This window comes from Paenibacillus sp. RC21 (assembly GCF_044907935.1).
Lineage (GTDB): Bacteria > Bacillota > Bacilli > Paenibacillales > Paenibacillaceae > Paenibacillus > Paenibacillus terrae_A.
This window is the reverse complement of sequence record NZ_JBIYCS010000005.1, coordinates 112,537-129,246: the sequence shown is the minus strand read 5'-3', so window position 1 is coordinate 129,246 and position 16,710 is coordinate 112,537. Positions and strand designations below refer to the sequence as shown.

18 protein-coding genes and 1 pseudogene are annotated in these 16,710 nt (G+C 46.2%); 12 read left to right on the top strand and 7 right to left on the bottom strand.

Annotation, left to right across the window (positions count from 1 at the left end; translation table 11 throughout):
- Positions 1-99: 99 nt before the first annotated feature.
- The 3 genes and pseudogenes from ABIA61_RS17635 to ABIA61_RS17625 all read left to right on the top strand — a co-directional run.
- Positions 100-327 (top strand): helix-turn-helix domain-containing protein, encoded by a 228-nt coding sequence (locus ABIA61_RS17635; protein ID WP_007431813.1) that lies wholly within the window; start codon positions 100-102, stop codon positions 325-327.
- 741 nt (positions 328-1,068) lie between these two features.
- Positions 1,069-2,067 carry a virulence RhuM family protein gene (locus tag ABIA61_RS17630; protein WP_044648317.1) on the top strand — a complete coding sequence of 333 codons (999 nt, stop codon included), beginning with the start codon at positions 1,069-1,071 and terminating at the stop codon, positions 2,065-2,067.
- Between the two features lie 31 nt (positions 2,068-2,098).
- A pseudogene (locus tag ABIA61_RS17625) lies at positions 2,099-2,197 on the top strand (helix-turn-helix domain-containing protein); the annotation flags it as partial.
- 163 nt (positions 2,198-2,360) lie between these two features.
- On the opposite strand, the gene ABIA61_RS17620 reads toward ABIA61_RS17625, so the two are convergent.
- The gene (locus ABIA61_RS17620; RefSeq protein ID WP_404581077.1) at positions 2,361-2,609 is read right to left on the bottom strand and encodes a hypothetical protein; all 249 of its coding nucleotides are present in this window, start codon (positions 2,607-2,609) and stop codon (positions 2,361-2,363) included.
- A 459-nt stretch (positions 2,610-3,068) separates the two neighbouring features.
- Between ABIA61_RS17620 and ABIA61_RS17615 the strand changes: the two genes are divergently transcribed.
- On the top strand, positions 3,069-3,458 hold the full coding sequence (locus ABIA61_RS17615) for a DUF5071 domain-containing protein (RefSeq protein WP_404529637.1): 390 nt from the start codon (positions 3,069-3,071) through the stop codon (positions 3,456-3,458).
- Positions 3,459-3,545: 87 nt separating this feature from the next.
- Here ABIA61_RS17615 and ABIA61_RS17610 read toward each other — a convergent pair whose 3' ends face one another.
- Entirely contained in the window at positions 3,546-3,722 is a 177-nt protein-coding gene (locus ABIA61_RS17610) for a hypothetical protein (protein ID WP_161797194.1), read from the bottom strand.
- Positions 3,723-4,306: 584 nt separating this feature from the next.
- Here ABIA61_RS17610 and ABIA61_RS17605 point away from each other — a divergent pair.
- From ABIA61_RS17605 to ABIA61_RS17595, 3 genes are all read left to right on the top strand, one after another.
- On the top strand, positions 4,307-4,789 hold the full coding sequence (locus ABIA61_RS17605; protein ID WP_044648314.1) for a hypothetical protein: 483 nt from the start codon (positions 4,307-4,309) through the stop codon (positions 4,787-4,789).
- Positions 4,790-4,925: 136 nt separating this feature from the next.
- Positions 4,926-5,417, top strand: coding sequence for a hypothetical protein (locus ABIA61_RS17600; protein ID WP_137060035.1), 492 nt, complete (start codon positions 4,926-4,928; stop codon positions 5,415-5,417).
- Positions 5,418-5,523: 106 nt separating this feature from the next.
- Entirely contained in the window at positions 5,524-5,901 is a 378-nt protein-coding gene (locus ABIA61_RS17595) for a hypothetical protein (protein WP_283653072.1), read from the top strand.
- A gap of 76 nt (positions 5,902-5,977) precedes the next feature.
- Here the strand turns inward: ABIA61_RS17595 and ABIA61_RS17590 are convergent, their stop codons facing one another.
- From ABIA61_RS17590 to ABIA61_RS17580, 3 genes are all read right to left on the bottom strand, one after another.
- Entirely contained in the window at positions 5,978-7,333 is a 1,356-nt protein-coding gene (locus tag ABIA61_RS17590; protein ID WP_404519606.1) for a dipeptidase, read from the bottom strand.
- A gap of 190 nt (positions 7,334-7,523) precedes the next feature.
- Positions 7,524-7,700, bottom strand: a complete 177-nt coding sequence (locus tag ABIA61_RS17585) for a YjfB family protein (RefSeq protein WP_082067275.1) — start codon at positions 7,698-7,700, stop codon at positions 7,524-7,526.
- A gap of 37 nt (positions 7,701-7,737) precedes the next feature.
- On the bottom strand, positions 7,738-9,732 hold the full coding sequence (locus ABIA61_RS17580; protein ID WP_404519607.1) for a methyl-accepting chemotaxis protein: 1,995 nt from the start codon (positions 9,730-9,732) through the stop codon (positions 7,738-7,740).
- 165 nt (positions 9,733-9,897) lie between these two features.
- Between ABIA61_RS17580 and ABIA61_RS17575 the strand changes: the two genes are divergently transcribed.
- The gene (locus ABIA61_RS17575) at positions 9,898-10,314 is read left to right on the top strand and encodes a hypothetical protein (protein WP_283653069.1); all 417 of its coding nucleotides are present in this window, start codon (positions 9,898-9,900) and stop codon (positions 10,312-10,314) included.
- A gap of 157 nt (positions 10,315-10,471) precedes the next feature.
- On the opposite strand, the gene ABIA61_RS17570 is transcribed toward ABIA61_RS17575, so the two are convergent.
- On the bottom strand, positions 10,472-11,599 hold the full coding sequence (locus tag ABIA61_RS17570; RefSeq protein WP_404519608.1) for an SGNH/GDSL hydrolase family protein: 1,128 nt from the start codon (positions 11,597-11,599) through the stop codon (positions 10,472-10,474).
- Positions 11,600-11,823: 224 nt separating this feature from the next.
- Positions 11,824-12,537, bottom strand: a complete 714-nt coding sequence (locus ABIA61_RS17565; protein WP_283653067.1) for a GT-D fold domain-containing glycosyltransferase — start codon at positions 12,535-12,537, stop codon at positions 11,824-11,826.
- Positions 12,538-12,753: 216 nt separating this feature from the next.
- Between ABIA61_RS17565 and ABIA61_RS17560 the strand changes: the two genes are divergently transcribed.
- From ABIA61_RS17560 to ABIA61_RS17545, 4 genes are read left to right on the top strand one after another with little or no spacing between them, the layout of a single operon-like run.
- On the top strand, positions 12,754-13,461 hold the full coding sequence (locus ABIA61_RS17560) for a glycosyltransferase family A protein (protein WP_283653066.1): 708 nt from the start codon (positions 12,754-12,756) through the stop codon (positions 13,459-13,461).
- Between the two features lie 19 nt (positions 13,462-13,480).
- On the top strand, positions 13,481-14,461 hold the full coding sequence (locus ABIA61_RS17555) for a polysaccharide biosynthesis protein (RefSeq protein ID WP_404519610.1): 981 nt from the start codon (positions 13,481-13,483) through the stop codon (positions 14,459-14,461).
- A gap of 2 nt (positions 14,462-14,463) precedes the next feature.
- The gene (locus tag ABIA61_RS17550) at positions 14,464-15,813 is read left to right on the top strand and encodes a nucleotide sugar dehydrogenase (protein ID WP_404581076.1); all 1,350 of its coding nucleotides are present in this window, start codon (positions 14,464-14,466) and stop codon (positions 15,811-15,813) included.
- On the top strand, positions 15,806-16,636 hold the full coding sequence (locus ABIA61_RS17545; RefSeq protein WP_283657278.1) for a class I SAM-dependent methyltransferase: 831 nt from the start codon (positions 15,806-15,808) through the stop codon (positions 16,634-16,636). Before ABIA61_RS17550 ends, ABIA61_RS17545 begins: the two co-directional genes overlap by 8 nt.
- The last annotated feature ends 74 nt before the right edge of the window (positions 16,637-16,710 follow it).

Below are 16,710 nucleotides of genomic sequence, written 5' to 3'. Positions count from 1 at the left end.
CCGCATATTGAACCATACCTAAGCACGTGACATAAAATGTGTTGACTGTATCCCTTAACCTTGTTACACCACACAAAACCCGAGCAAGGAGGGGTGAAATTGACGAAGGGTAACGACCACAAAAACAAGTTTTTGTTAACTCACCGTGAACGTGAAGTATTTGAACTGCTTGTGCAGGACAAAACAACACGTGACATCGCCGGACAACTATTTATTAGTGAGAAGACGGTGCGTAACCATATTTCCAACGTAATGCAGAAACTGAACGTAAAAGGTCGTTCACAGGCGGTCGTGGAATTAATCAGGCTTGGCGAATTAAAAATCTGACCTCTTGTTCCTTGCGGGGTGCAAAGTCTTCTCGATGATCCTTCAAAAGTGAAGGCTGGTCGGGAAGGCTTTTGTTTTTTTAAAAATGCATAAAATATATTTCATTTCTAAAAAATACAATTATTGGGCAAACATAGCTGCGACAAGATTAGCGGCAATAACGTAACAGCATAGGATGGCAATAAAATAGCACTTCCTACAATTATGATGTGATGGATCGTCGTGCTTCCGTTGCTAATGCCAAAGGTGAGGCGAAATATAACCAAAAGTGAAGAGAATTTAACGAACTGGGACAGGTTATTAAAATAACTGATGAGAAAAATCAGGTAAGTAAACAAGTAGTATGACTAATTGGAAATCGAACTAAGCTGAGGGAGCCATTTGGCAGCGAAATCTCTTATACCTTTGATGACCTTAATCGGTTAACGTCAGCGGGAACAGAGTCTTCATCTCCAGATGCCAAATATACGTATTACAAAAATGGTCTACTGGATCAAACGGTTTCATTAAGCGGTTTGAACCGTTTGAACCACCGATTCTTAGTGCTGAGATTGGAAACTTCGTTAAGTAAATTGGAGTGAAAAAGCTTTAAATGGCTGTGACATATGTTAAATATAGATAAAAAAAGGGCGAGGATTGTAAAATAGGAGACTTTATTGTCAATGTGTTTACTTCGAATATGATAAAATAAGAACGTATGATTCCGTAAGCGTTAGTTGGGGAGGAGTGGGAGTTGAGAAATTGGACAATCGTACAGATATCTTAATATACCAGACAGAAGATGGGAATACCAAAATAGACGTGAAACTGGAGAACGGCAACGTTTGGATGACTCAGAAGGCAATTGCAGAGTTATATCAGACTACGTCTCAAAACATTACGCTTCACATTAAACACATCTATGGAGAAAATGAACTAGCTTTTGATGCAACTTGTAAGGAATACTTACAAGTTCAAATTGAAGGTTCAAGAGAAATAAAACGCAAGGTCAAGCATTACAATCTTGAAATGATTATTGCTGTCGGGTATCGTGTCCGCTCGCACAGAGGCACGCAGTTCAGGCGGTGGGCAACCGAGCGGCTTAATGAGTACCTTGTCAAAGGCTTTACAATGGACGATGAGCGTTTGAAAGATATGCGTCACTTTGGACAAGACTACTTCGATGAATTGCTCCAGCGTATTCGCGACATCCGTGCATCGGAGAAAAGGTTCTATCGCAAGATTACGGATATCTACGCCTTATCGGTTGATTATGACCCCCATTCCAGTGTGTCCAAAGAGTTTTTCGCTACTGTACAAAACAAACTTCATTTTGCCGTCCATGGTCATACCGCGGCAGAGCTGATTGCCGAGCGAGCAAGCGCTGATAAAGGCAATATGGGATTAACGAGCTGGAAAGGCGATAAAGTAAGGAAGAGCGATATAACCGTAGCCAAGAACTATTTGACCGATAAAGAAATACAAACGTTGAATCGCATCGTAACGATGTATCTGGACTATGCGGAAGATCAGGCGGAACGTCAATCCCCGATGTATATGAAGGACTGGACCCAGAAGCTGGACTCATTCCTGAAATTCAATGAGCGAGATATTCTGATAAATGCAGGAAGTATTTCGCAAGAGATTGCAGAGAAGTTGGCGACAGCAGAGTACGACAAATACAATCGACAAAGATTGGTTATGGACACAAGTGATGATTTTGATGAATTTATCAAACAAAATCAATTGGATAAAAAGTAGTGCCCTTTTACCTTAACAACAAACTTGGTGTGTTTCAAACCCCATCGCGAATGTAATGCAGAAACTGAACGTAAAAGGTCGTTCACAGGCGGTCGTGGAATTAATCAGGCTTGGCGAATTAAAAATCTGACCTCTTGTTCCTTGCGGGGTGCAAAGTCTTCTCGATGATCCTTCAAAAGTGAAGGCTGGTCGAGAAGGCTTTTGTTTTGTAGGATGACCTTGCCAAGTGAGTCAACTTAAAAACAAGCGATTGTCGCAGAAAAAGACATTCGCTTGTTTTGATCATTTGTAGTTTAAAAATCATAATCCAGAAGCTGTTCCTGACAGTTAGCTATTCTTGATAACTCCGATTTGGGATAGCCAAGTCGTTTTGTTTTTGCGCTGCACATCCAGCAGGAACAATGAATTTTCCCTTTGGAGAATACACCGTCGAATTTGACGACCCATCCCCGGTGTGCTGAAAGTCGTTTCTTACGCTGAATAACCCGCTTTCTGTGATGTCTAAAATAGGCTTGATTACGTTTTTTTCGGTTAGGCTTCATTACCATCACGCTCCCTTGGGCAAAGGCTCAGCCCGCAGGAGAAACCAAGGGTATAATCAATACTTCTACGGGCTGAGCGTGATGGTAATCTGATTTATATGATTAGGCATGAGTCACCTGCTTGGAGTTATTTTAAAGGTGAAAGTGGGAAGTGGATCCCAGAAAAAAATTATTCAACGACTTGTACATCGGTTCGACTGGTATGAAAGACATACAACTCACGTGTATGGTACAGCTTTTTATACTCTTAGTCCATTAATATCACAGTGATAGCTGCAATGAGGATTCAGTGAAAACCGTTCACGGCTATTCGTTTTAATAATTTAGTAAAAAGATATGATCTGTTTTTTTAATTACTGAGTGCGTGCTTCAAAATGTATTTCCAATGTAATGCAGAAACTGAACCAAAAAGATTAATCATAGATGTTTGGGGAATAACCAGGTAAAGGAGGCCACATGGTGAATCCTCACGATCTTATCCCTAAACATAAGTCGGATTTTGATAGCATTAATCAATTGAAATTGTGCAGTAAGGCAGAAATTCGACCCATCATTCCTGAGCTTTTTACCTGGTTACAAGACAGTAATTGGCCCATTTCAGCGGAAGTAAGAAATATTTTGTTCCAGTTCGATATGGAGCTAATCCCAGTCATCCGGCAAATATTAAATTCAAACGATAGTTCGTGGAAGTATTTCGTGCTTATACATTTTTGTAAGCAGCTTCCTAATGCTTTACTTGGAAAGCTAACATACGAACTAAATAGGCTCAGCACTAATCCGAGTGAAAACGATAAATTGGAAGAGGTCGATCAGATTGCGCAGGAGATGCTAAGAACATTTTACAGATAAAAATATTTTTATGTGTTTTCAAATACCTGATTAATTACGTTACCAAAAATCCTTGGGCGCTTATACACTCAAGGATTTTTGGTGTTTCTATTTTATAAGTTTAATGAGTTGAATTTGAGATTTTTTGGGCAGAGAATCGGAGTGTTCATATACACTGATCAAATAACTGACAACATCATTTTCATTACTCAAACCTAACTCTGTTTTTATAGATTGTAATTTTTCTTTTATATCTTCATACACCATAACACTTTTTCTTTCCAAAATGGATTCGCCTCCCTAAGAGAAAATATATCACACGAATGAATTCAAAAAACGAAAATGGTCTTTGGAAATTATTTTTACTCTATAAAATGAAAAGCCAGTATCTCTGGTACGCTCAACTCCCTAATGAAGAATTCATCAAAATGTATGTTGCGAACCTGGTGGTACATATGAAAAGGCTATTGAGTATAAGCGGGAGCACTTACTCTGGCAAGGTGACGAAAAAAACGATTACACCGCTGAAACATGTAGGAATTTGTACAAAAGTGTTGTAATATATAAGGAAGGAAGAAACTACCATTAGCTTATCCGCCAACTCGCATGAATGATTAATGTAGAAGACTGTACCACAAAGTGATAAAAAGATAAAAATGCATCTTGTGATAGTCTAAGGAGGCGAGTATAGATCCCTGCGAAATCAGTGCTCAGGATATAGACAAAATGGAAGACAGCTCGGGTTTTGAGTTATACTTGTATTAAAAGGATCACAAGGCAGAAAAGCTCGTTGCTTCAGGTAGCAGTAAGTAGCTTTTGCTTAGGTCTACCTGTGGTATATTCTTGATCGGAGGTGAACGGGGAGACATATGACACAAAACGAACATTTGATGACCTATACGCTGAACAGCGGTATAAAGGGAACAGTCGACCTATCCAGTAAGCAGGTTCAGGAATGGATAAAAGCATATCGAATTGGCAGCAAGTTTGTAACGGTAGTTGGTAAACAGTATTTTGGTTTGAATCCTGAATTGGTAGCAGATTTTAAGGTACATAATGAATACTCGGAGCAGCGGGATCATATATCCATGATACAGCCTGCGGTGGTAAGTAAAGCTGTAGACGTAGACCCGTTGGCAGAGGCGTACAGTCAGTATAAAACGTTAATTCAGGTAGAGTGCAAATGCGGAGCTTCCTATATAGAAGAGTCGCCGCATAAAAGGACCAAGTGGTCATGCAAGGAATGCAATAACATTGTGTTCCTGGATCGCAAAAAGGGTATGGTGGATACGGAAAAAGGCAAGGCGTGGTATATGACCAACAAATACTATGTGGAAAGACAAAGCAACTGACCTAGGTCAGTTGCTTTTATTCTATATGTGCATTCCCTGAGCTTTATAAATCAGCTATAACCTTTTGCCAAATAATAAAATTGATGTTTTTTGCGCTTTGTAGTACATTATCAAGTGTATTATAAGGAGGCTTCTCATGTACGGACATAGACAAGATGATACTTTATACATCATGACTTACACATTAAATAGCGGTATCAAGGGCACAGTGCCTTTGTCTAATCAACAGATACAGGAATGGCTTGAGTGTTACAGAATTGGCAAGAAATTTGTAACCGAGATTGGCAAAGAGTACTTTGGGCTACATGCGGAACTGGTGGCTGATTTTAAAGTTCATAATCAGTATTCAAGCTATCAGGAAGTCATTATCCCGGTTCAACAGCCGGATACAGGCTTGAAGGAGCTGTCCCAAGCTTACAAATCAACAGAAACCTTGATCAAAGTAGATTGCAAATGCGGTACCTCGTATGTAACGGAATCTCCCTTTAAGCGGACCAAGTGGTATTGCACCAAATGCCGGGAAATTGTTTTTCTCGATAACAAAAAGGGAATGGTCGACACTTCCAGAGGCAAGGCTCATTATATGACCAATAAGTATTTTGTGGAACGGGAAACAACTGGCGTATAAGCCGGTTGTTTTTTTGTATATGATGGAAGCATACCGATAAAAAGATAACGATAGTCAGGTGGTGAACGTCATCCGGGAAAATTATACGAACGGCGCAAGGAATCGCATGAGGACGAATAATGTGTACATAAACGAAACGCTTCAACTGGAACAAATCATAAGTGACCTGCGGGTGATGGGCTATGTGGCTTTTCATCATCATCCGCAAATTACAGGTGAGCTTGAAGAATTGAAAAAGCAACTATTGTCGTTTTTTCAGCATCATCATGTTTTGTGGATTGAGCTTGACCCGCTAACGCAATATGCGGTGGTGAACAACATGGGGAAGGCCACGGTGTTGAAACTTATGGGTCGGAAAATGAACCCGCTGCGTGATCTGAGAGCGAACGCTGCTTTGGCCGGGCAACCGCTTCACGAGTTGGATCGGGAAATAGAACGGTTGAATCGGCTGGTTCGTCTGTTGCGCTACACCCGTTTTTCTTAGGCGACGGCAGCCAATGTAAAAAAGCATTCACGAAGCATGGTTGATCACATGCCGTGAATGCTTTTTTGGTATCAGCTTACACAGATTTCAAAAATTCCACAATGGTCAGCAGACCCTTATCAAAATTTTCCAAATTAAAATGCTCATTCGGCGCGTGTAAGTTCTCATCCGGCAAGCCGAAGCCCATCAGTACGACTGGAGCGGTTAGCACACGCGAGAAGGTTTCCACGATTGGGATGGAGCCGCCGTCCTTGGTAAACAGGGCGCGTACACCATATACCTTTCCAAAAGCATCTGCCGCTGCTTGCAGAAATGCGTGTGACGGGTCGATGTTAAAGGCGTTTGCTTTTTCACCCTGCTGGATGTTCAGCGTGGCACCTGTCGGAACATGGGCGCGCAGATGGCGCTCGATTTTGTCCAGAATGTCCTGCGGATTCTGGTTGGCAACCAGACGGCACGTAATTTTGGCGTGAGCTTCCTTCGGAATGACCGTCTTCGTGCCTTCGCCCTGGAAGCCGCCATACACGCCGTTCAGCTCCAGCGTTGGACGTGCCCCGACACGCTCGACGAAGCTGAATCCTTCTTCGCCGTAGAGGGAATCAAGCGCAAGATCCTTTTGCAGCTTGCTCTCATTAAAATCTTGCTTCACGAACTCTGCTCTCATCTCAGCCGATAGCGGCGCGACATCGTCGTAGAAACCGTCGATGCTGACGCGTCCCTTGTCGTCATGCAGCGTTGCCAGCAAGGATACTAGGGCATGCAACGCGTTTGGCACACCCCCGCCAAAGGAGCCGGAATGCAGATCCGTATTGGCAGTGTGGATCGCAACTTCCAGTGAGCACAATCCCCGCAGACCTGTGCAAATCGCAGGCTTGCCTTTTTCGATCAGGGAGGTGTCGGATACCAGTACAGCGTCGGCAGCCAGACGGTCTGCACCTGTCTGCAAAAATTCAAGCAGGCTCGGGCTGGACACTTCTTCCTCGCCCTCGATGCAAAATTTGATGTTCAGCGGCAGCTTGCCTTCCTGCTTCAAAATGGCTTCGACCGCCTTAATGTGCAAGAATACCTGACCCTTATCATCTGTAGCTCCGCGCGCATACAGCTTTCCGTCACGGATCGACGGCTCGAACGGTGGAGTTTCCCACAGATGAAGCGGGTCGACTGGCTGTACATCATAGTGACCGTACACGAGGATTGTCGGTTTACCGGGTGCGTGCAGATAATCCGCATACACCAGCGGATGGCCTTTAGTCGGAATGATTTCAACGTTTTCCAATCCGGCAGACGTCAGTTTGGCGGCAAGCCAATCGGCTGCTTTGTTAATGTCTCCTTTATGCTCGGATAATGCGGAAATACTCGGAATGGACAACCAATCCTTCAGCTCATCAAGCTGCTGCTCTCTGACCTTTTCGAAATATGCGGAATAACTCATGATTTATGTATCCTCCTCTTTCATTGTGCGGTTTTTGCTCTATCCTCCGAACCAAGGCCGTGGACGATATGTATAGTTTACTACGTTTTGCGCTGAACGAAAAATCGCGATGGTAGATGTGTTAAAAAAATAGGCGATCTGCTCCGGTCCGTTTAGAACCGAACAGATCGCCCGTCGAATAGCGGTGAAGCTACGCCCGAAGGTCCAGTTGACCTCCGAGATGAGGCTGTACGCTTTTTTCCATCATCTGGATCAGTGCTTGTCCCTGTTCACCAGCTTGATCCTTAGCCATACCCAATACTTTCACGCTCACGGCTTGCGCCAAGCTGGCCTGGCTCATACCTGTTGATAATGCTGCGATATCCATGTTTTCATTCCTCCTTTGTCGTGAAGACTCTTACTATTTATCGGTCAGAACTGTTATTTGTTTCATCCAATTGGAACTGTGCCAGCAAATCTTGGAGCTGTTCTGCCAGACGGGTTAAATCTGCGGCAGAGGAACCGATCTCTTCCATGGAGGCGAGCTGTTCCTCTGCGGCCGCAGATACCGTCTCGGTATGGGATGCGGCTTCTTCGGCAATACGTGTAATTTCCTCCATACTGCCGACCACTGCACTTGTTCCTTGTGCTACTCCTGCTGTAGAAGCTGAGACGTTGTCAAGCTGCTTCGCCGATTTAACGATCGCTCTACGAATTCGGGAGAAGGAGCGGCCGGACAGATCCACGGAATTAATGCCTTCGCTTACGCGCTCTTTGGCAGATTCCATCGAGGTCAGGGCCTCGGATACGCCGTTTTGAATCCCTTGAATTTGCTCACGGATCTGTTGTGCCGAATGAGCTGAGTTTTCCGCTAGCTTGCGGACTTCAGTCGCTACAACTGCAAAGCCTTTACCATGCTCTCCGGCGCGTGCTGCTTCAATAGAAGCGTTCAGGGCGAGCAGGTTGGTCTGGCTGGCGATTTCGGTAATGACCGTGACAATCGTTCCGATTCGTCCGGATCGTTCACTCAATGCGCCAATAATCGTATCCAGCTCTTCCACTGTTGTGCGAATGCCGTCAATGGAGACGACACTATTGCCGATATGTTCACTGCCTGTATCCGACGCCTGAATGGCCTGAGAAGAGAACGTGGTCATTTCAGTCATGGCCTCGGTCATAGCCGCGATATCTGTTGACATACCTGACACACGATCCTGATTTTCTTTGGCATTGTTGGCTTGTCTTTCGCTGCCTGCGGCCACATCCTGAATGGCTTCGGTCACATGTTCAATCGCGCGGGTTGTTTGTTCTGCACCTGCGGCGAGCTCTTGCGAGGAGGCTGACAGATTGCCTGTCATGGCTTGGATTTCTTTGATCATGTTACGCAGGCTATCCACCGTTTTTTGAAAATATCTCGATAAGTCGCCGATTTCATCTGTGCTGTTCGTAGCGACATTGATGGAAAGATTGCCTTGGCTGATAGCATCCATAGAATTACGCAATCTTTGGATCGGTTTGAGTATACTGCTGATTAGCCACAGCGCCAGCACACCGATGACGATAGCTGAAATGACCAGCACCACGATGGTCGTGATGAGGATCGGTTTGGCGGAAGCATTTGTTTCCGACTTGTCCATCGTTCCAGCAATTTTCCAGCCGGTCAGAGCGTTAGTTTTAAAAATCAGGTTTTTGGCTACGCCATCCAGTTTGTAATTAAAGCTGCCTTCCTTGGAGGTGAACAGTTGTGGCAACATTTCTCCCAATTTCGTACTTCCGCTGACTTCTGTCGGGTGAGTAACGATACGCTTGGTGTTATCCAATATCATGACATAACCTTGCTGCCCGATTTTTAAATTCGTAATTTCCTTTAAATTATTCAGGTTCAGGGAAAGACCGAGAACACCGCTATTGTCAGGAAGCGTACGTGAAATATACACAACGGCGACCTTAGCTGTATTGAGTCCGACAGGGCTGATTACGGTTTGTCCGGGTTTCTCCATGGCCTGTTTGTACCACGGACGCTCACGAGGATCGTTTGTGGAGCCTACGGCTTTGCCAATAATGAGTTTTCCTTCAGGAGTTCCTACGAACATATCGAGGGCTTCCGCATGCATTTTCAAATAGATTTGCAGCTCCGTCAGGAGTGCTGCATCTGCTTCTGGAGTGTTGTCACTGGCCGTCATCGTAGTAGCGTAATATTCGATATCTGCAATTTTGGCTTGAATCGTCTGGGTGACTGCGCGGTCGGCTGCGGTAACGCTAGTCGTCGCACTGTCCATTAATTGCTGGTCTGTCTGGTTATACGCTGCCTGATAAGAAAAAGAGCTGACAATAATACTAGGAACAAGCATGACCAGCAAGAATGCTGCTGTTAATTTCTTACGTAGTGTTAATGTTTTCAGTCGTTTCAGTTGTTTCATCAAACCCCCTGCTTTCTATCTACATATTCATTTCTAGTGCTTATATCATATGTATTTACTATCGGTTATTTTAAGCTGAATTGATAGATTTATTGCTAATTTGTCCAAGTCGCTTAAGAATTTCTCGCATATCATGGAGTATCTTGCAATTTGGAGGGATAAGCAATGGGTTTTTTTCTGGATATGAGAAGTTCAACAAATTCATCAAAATCAGGTGAGGGTCCCGATGTCCAGCTGGGTCCTGAACCGGAGCGGTTTGGTTTGATTACCCTGCGAACTTTTCTTGTACCGGGTCCGATTGTGACCTTTAGCGGTTCCATAGGTCTGATTGGTGAACTTGGTGATACGTATGCGGTTGAAATCGTACGTGGCACCGACTACGATCCGAGCGATGTTATTTACCGGGCAGAGGGTGTACTTGGCGTCACAGGAGCCACTGAAACGCAAGCTTTTAATGCACAGGATCTTTCCGCGCCATGGGCGATACAAACAGTGTATTCCTCTTATATTTCTGGGGTATCGACGACCGTACGTAACGGTCCAGAGGTATTTACTGGCATCGCTTCGACTCCTTTTTTCTAAATATATCAGACGAGTATTTCTTTATTAAGAATTTGCCTCCTGTTTATGGTTCTCCTATGATTGTCAACAACACCCAGAACACAAATATCCTGGGTGTTGTGATGTTATGTTTACTTCAAGAGAGTGGTTCAACAGAGTTGATTCTGCTTCCTGGATTCTAATTCTTTAAAATTTCTCGCAAATACCCTGTCAACTCATTTGCCGCTTTGGTATGGGCGAGAAGCCCTGGATGGCTGCGAGACCCTAACGTTTCTTCCGTCGTGTTAGGCAGTTGGAACACGGACACATTCCGATCCCTCGTTCTTTTCTTGTACGCGTCTACCGCCCGGTAGATCGCTGGCATCATCGGAGTACCAAGCATCCCATAGGCCCACACAATATGGGCAGCAGGATTACAGGTCCGAAGCTTGACAAGGAAATTTTCGGTAGCGTTTTCAAAAGCTTGTAAATCTTCTTCATTGAATGTCCCGTCCTCGTTCAAGCGTTGCTTGTACACTTTCCCGCTTGCTGGGTCCGTCCATGCGGGAGAATAGAAGGCTCCCCCGTCATTAGTCCCCAAATTCACCACGACCACATCCGGCTGCCATGAGGTAAAATCATGATCGGAAAATGCCCCTAATGCTTCATTTCTCTCTCCGCTGAGCACACCACATATCTGCTCATAATATGCTGGTATGTTTGCATGCGGATTATTATCCCAACTCGTTAGGACACCCCATCCGCTTTGTGACAATACTCGGTAATCGGCATTCAGTGCTTCGGCAGTTATGGCTGTATAATTATGTAGTGCCGTGAACAACATGGGAACCCAGTCTGTCTCCTCCTTTGCTCCAATCGTTCCTTCTCCCGAGGTAATGCTGTCACCGATAAATTCCACCTTGTAAGGCTTATCTGTGACCGGCAGCAATTCTCCGTCAACCTTCAGGGCATGAATTTGCAACAAGATGCGCGAGTCAAAACTCATAGGCTGGACATCCTTGACCACCCGGACATTTTTAACCATGTCAGGATTCATTCCTCTCAAAAGACAAATCCAATGCCGTCCTGCGGTCACCATCAAGCGACTCATCGGGGCACCATTGATGACAATACTGATCCAGTGCTCATACACCTGGTAATCGGCCTCAATTTCAATCCACAGCTCCGAGCCCTTGATATTCAATTCAATGCCGCTGCCTGTCCAAAACAGAGTTAGTGGTGTAAGTGTTTGCGTAGTTCGACCATGAACCTTTACATGCTTAGCTTTTGTAAGTGGATATGTCTTCAATTTCTTGTTATGTGTCATTTACGATATCCTCCTCGTGATCTCCAATTTAATGCTAGTTTCTATAATATTGTAAAATAAGTGACATGAAATCTCAAAGTCTATTTTTAAGCTAGCAAGGTTTCAAGGCTTTATTTAGATATTCCATGCGACCACGTACTTTAGGACGGTTTGTGATAGCTAAAAGCACCAGCAAATCTTGAATTTGCTAGTGCTTTTTTGATATGAGAAGCAGAGGCTATCCATTAATTCGCTTTGCCGAACATTACGATATTAATTGCCTTGCCGAAGTCTATACCTACTTTGCCAGTTAGTTCTGCCGTTTTTTGCGCCAGTACGACCGCATTGACCCCGCAGGAGAATAGCGCAATATCAAAGTCATCTTTATGCGCTGCGATCCACTGGAGCGTTTTATCCATTTGTTCATATTGATGAAATGCAAGCGTGTGCGGGATATGCAGCTGATACGGCTCGGCTTCAAGGACGGGCTTCACTTCGGCGGCTGTACGGGTGACGAGCAGGATGCGCCGATTTTTAAGCATGTCCCAGAAAGCGGGTGTCTCAGCCAAATACCGGTTCAGGCAGGCATGGCAGGTCAGCGCAGGAGAGAGGCTGTAATGGTTAAAAACCTGGTCGGTCAGCTCCCGCTTCATATAGGACGGTGCTTTGATAGATTCGTCATCATAAGGCAGGATGCCAGCAATATCGACTTTGCGTACCGCCTCGGCTACCGAATCTCGCAATTTCGTATTCGGTAGAAACAATCCTTTTTGCCCGAGATTGGCTTTGACTGCCCAACGTTCCTGCAACACCTTTTCCATCGGCCAGACGGTATCCTGAGACAAAATCAAATTTTCACCATCCCCAATCCGAATGAGCGAGAAGGGCTGCTGTTGATCCAGTGCCAACTTCAAATGATTCAATACCTCGTCAATCTCCAGATACTTTGGCTTAGTCATATCATGCTTCCTCCCTGTCTATCCTTCTTCTTCAGCTTTTAGAATGGTGCAAAAAACTCTGTATTCTATCATATGTCGAAAGCGGCAAGGTTTTTGTATGATCAGCTATTCTTTTTGGATTCTACCTATTTATTGAAAGAGTTGATGCATTTGTACGTGCCGTTTCCCCGGCGGTTTCATAACTTGTGAGGAGACGGTTGAAAGGGAGGAAGATGAATGAATCGCAAGATTGTGATTGAAATTAATTTTAATAACTACGGGATGAATCCCAATCGGCTGACACGTGAGTGGATCAGCGAGCGGCTGGATGTATTCAGAACCTTTACGCTGCGCAGCTTGCTCAGTCAGACGAATGCGGATTTCTTGTCTGTCGTCAAGCTGGCGGGAGGATGCAGTGACATCGTGGAGGATGAATTAGCCAAGCGTGAGCCGATTCCCGACCATATCCGCTTTGGTACCAGCATCGAAAGCAAGCGCCGCATTAATGCGTATATCGAAGGCGCGGACGAACTGCTTATTGCGCGAATTGATTCCGACGATTTGTATCATCAATCGTTTGTGCAGCAGTTGCATGATTACGAATTTCAGCCGGATACGGTCGCGTTGGTGAACCAGATGGGTTACCTGTGGGATGCCGTAGAAGGTCAGATGGCACCGGTATTTCACCGTTCGCCTTCTTTTTATGTGTTTCGCTATCGAGTGGAGGATTTTCTGAACGATTACCGTGTCGCCATTCCTGGGAAGGGTACGCACGGATATGTAACGGAGCTGCCGCATGAGGTCATTCCGCTTCGCAACTATGTGAACGTCATCCATGCCGCAAATACTTCTGTAAAAAAAGTGCCAGCGAAGGATCGGCTGACAGAGGATGACATGAAGGCTGTGCTGGCTGAATTTCTGGGGACGGGCACTGTCAATTCGTAACGGTCAGGAGGAGATTATATTGTTCAAAGGCAAAAAACTGCTGGTGACCGGAGGAACGGGATCTTGGGGGCAACGTCTAACGGCGGAATTACTCAAGGAAGGACCAGCGGAAATTCGTATTTTTTCACGCGGTGAATTTGCACAGATTGCTATGCAGCGTCAATTCCAGTCTGATCCCCGGTTGAATTTTGTTATAGGTGATATTCGGGATCTTCAGGCATTACAAGAGGCATGTCGCGGGGTGGACTATGTGTTCCATCTGGCGGCGTTGAAGCATGTCCCCGTGTGCGAGAGACAGCCAGAAGAGGCTTTCAAGACGAACGTATACGGTACGCAAAATGTAATCCGGGCCAGCATTGAGCAGGGAGTCGCCAAGGTTATTGACGTCTCTACCGACAAGGCAGTAGACCCGGTGAATGTATATGGCATGACGAAGGCGATTGGCGAAAGACTGATGATTCGTGCCAACGATCTGAGCGAGCGCACCCGTTTTGTGTGTATTCGCGGCGGCAATGTGCTGGGTACAAGCGGAAGTGTTGTGCCGTTGTTCAAGCGCCAGATCGCGGAAGGGCAGGATTTGACGCTGACCAGTCCTGATATGACCCGTTTTTTCCTCACGCTTGGAGAGGCTATTGGCTTGCTGCTGAAGGCTTCTGTGGCGGCGATTGGTGGAGAGACGCTGGTTATGAAAATGAAGGGCTGCAACATTGCAGATCTGGCGGAAGTGATGAAGGAGCAGGCGGGCCAGCCATCTTTGAAAGTAAAAGAAATCGGCATACGCGGTGGGGAAAAGCTGCACGAAGTTCTGATTTCTCCTTATGAGGTGCCGCACACGTACCGCTATGATGATCGTTATTTTGTCATTCTCCCACAGCAAGCAGACAAGCGATTACTGAGCCAATATGGCGGGCTGGAACGGGTGAGCTTTGATCAATACCGCTCGGACGATGAGTTAATGGACCGCGCAGGCATTGCTGAGCTATTGCGAGGTGTGGAGTAACGATGAAAGAGGTGGGTATTTTGCAACTTATGGAAAAAATAACTAAAGGCACGGTAAAGGTTGCGGTGATCGGCCTCGGTTACGTGGGACTGCCGATGGCTGTGGAAATGGCACGAGCCGGTTACGACGTGTATGGTGTGGATTCCGATCCGGTCAAAGTAGCCAAGCTGCTTCAAGGACAATCGTACATCATAGATATTGACGATGATGCGTTGGAGGGTCTGATCGGGCAGAGGCTGCATCCGGTTACGGATATCAAGGTGCTGGAGCATTCGGATATCGTCGTCATCTGCGTGCCTACGCCACTGACGGATGACCATCAGCCGGATACGTCCTATATAGAAACGGCTATCGACCAAGCTATCCCCCATTTGCGAAAACAGACGCTGCTGATTTTGGAAAGTACCACATATCCGGGAACGACGGAGGAACTGATCCGCCCGGTGATTGAACAGCGAAGGGGCTGGACGGTAGGCCAGGATTTTTACGTGTGTTTTTCACCAGAGCGCGTCGATCCGGGCAGTGTTCATTTTAACATTCGGAACACGCCCAAGGTGATTGGCGGCTGTACTCCGGATTGCCTGGCAGCAGGAGTAGCCTTTTACGGCTCCTTTCTGGAGCAAATGGTTCCAGTCAGCTCGACAACAGTCGCGGAAGCTGCGAAGCTGTTCGAGAATACGTTTCGCAGTGTCAACATCGGGATGGTCAATGAGCTGACAGCGGCCTGTGAGAAAATCGGCATCAACATATGGGAGGTGCTGGATGCGGCAGCAACGAAGCCCTTCGGCTATATGCCGTTCTATCCGGGGCCTGGCATCGGGGGTCACTGTATTCCGGTCGATCCGCTGTATTTGTCATGGAAATCCGAGCAGCATGGGCTTGAGCTGGAGTTTGTGGATTTGGCAGACCGTATGAATCGGCGTATGCCGCTGTATATTGCGGAGCGAATTGAAACCCTGCTCGCCCAGGAAGGTAAAGCTGTGAACCAGTCCGAGATCGTTCTGGCGGGCGTAGCCTACAAAAAAGACATTGATGATGTTCGGGAATCCCCTGCTCTTGTCCTGTTTGAGCACTTAAAGGAAATGGGCGCTTCGGTGAGCTTCACCGACCCGTATGTAAAGAGCTTTAAGCTGAACGGCGAGGTCATCCAATCTCGTGCGGCGAACACCCGCCTGTGGGAAAGTGCAGATATCGTCGTGATCACGACGGATCATTCTGCCCTGGATTACCAGCAGTTAGTCGACCATGCTCCGCTGGTGTTCGATACACGCAACGCGACGGTACATTGTACAGGCGGTCATGTCGTGATACTGGGGAATCCCGGTGCTGGAGGGGGCGCCGCTGTTGGCTAACCGTGATCAGGTAAATGAGCGCTATTACGGGCAGATTAACTCGGAGGAATCTCATGAGGCTACCCGTAACAGAATTCACTGGATTTGCCGCCATGTGCAGGGTCATACCGTGCTGGATGCTGGATGTAGTCAGGGGATCACGTCCATTTTGCTCGGGCGGGAAGGCTTTGAGGTAACGGCCATTGATTTGGAAGAGGGCAGCATTTCATATGCAAAAAAAGAACTTCGCCAGGAATCTGCACCTGTTCGTGGAAGAGTTCATTTTCAGTTAAAAGATATTTCTCAATTCGAACGTCCGCCCGGTGGATTTGACACGATTATTTTAGGTGAGATTTTGGAGCATTACGCACACCCTCATACATTGCTTGCACAAGCCTATCGTTTGCTTCATAAAAAAGGGACGCTCGTCCTTTCTGTACCCTACGGATATCATCCGTTTCACGATCACAAGTGGACCTACTATGCCGGGAGCCTGTCCAGTGTGCTGTTTCCTTATGTTGATGAACAAGCGCTGGAGGTGCATCACAAATATTTGTGCTTCGCAGGCCGTAAAAAAGCGAAAGAGCTGCGCGAAGCCAATCCGGGGGCAGAGCATTTGGCCCGCTGGATGGCGCTAGATGAGGAACAATTCCGGCTGGTGGAGCAGCAGCATGTTCGCAAAATGAATCAGCGCAAGGCAGCGCTCGACAAGGCGGTACAGCGAATCCGACACATGGAGGAACGGGCATTGCCACCGGAGAGGGCTGCACGTCCTGAAGAGGCGGGCAAGGCGCAGAATGAAGGGAAAGGTGCATATACTGATGGCGGGTCTACCGGGAAATAGACCGGGAATACAGCCAACGGTAAAGGGGATGGCGTGAAGTCATGACGACGGAAATGCCCAAGACGCATAGCTGT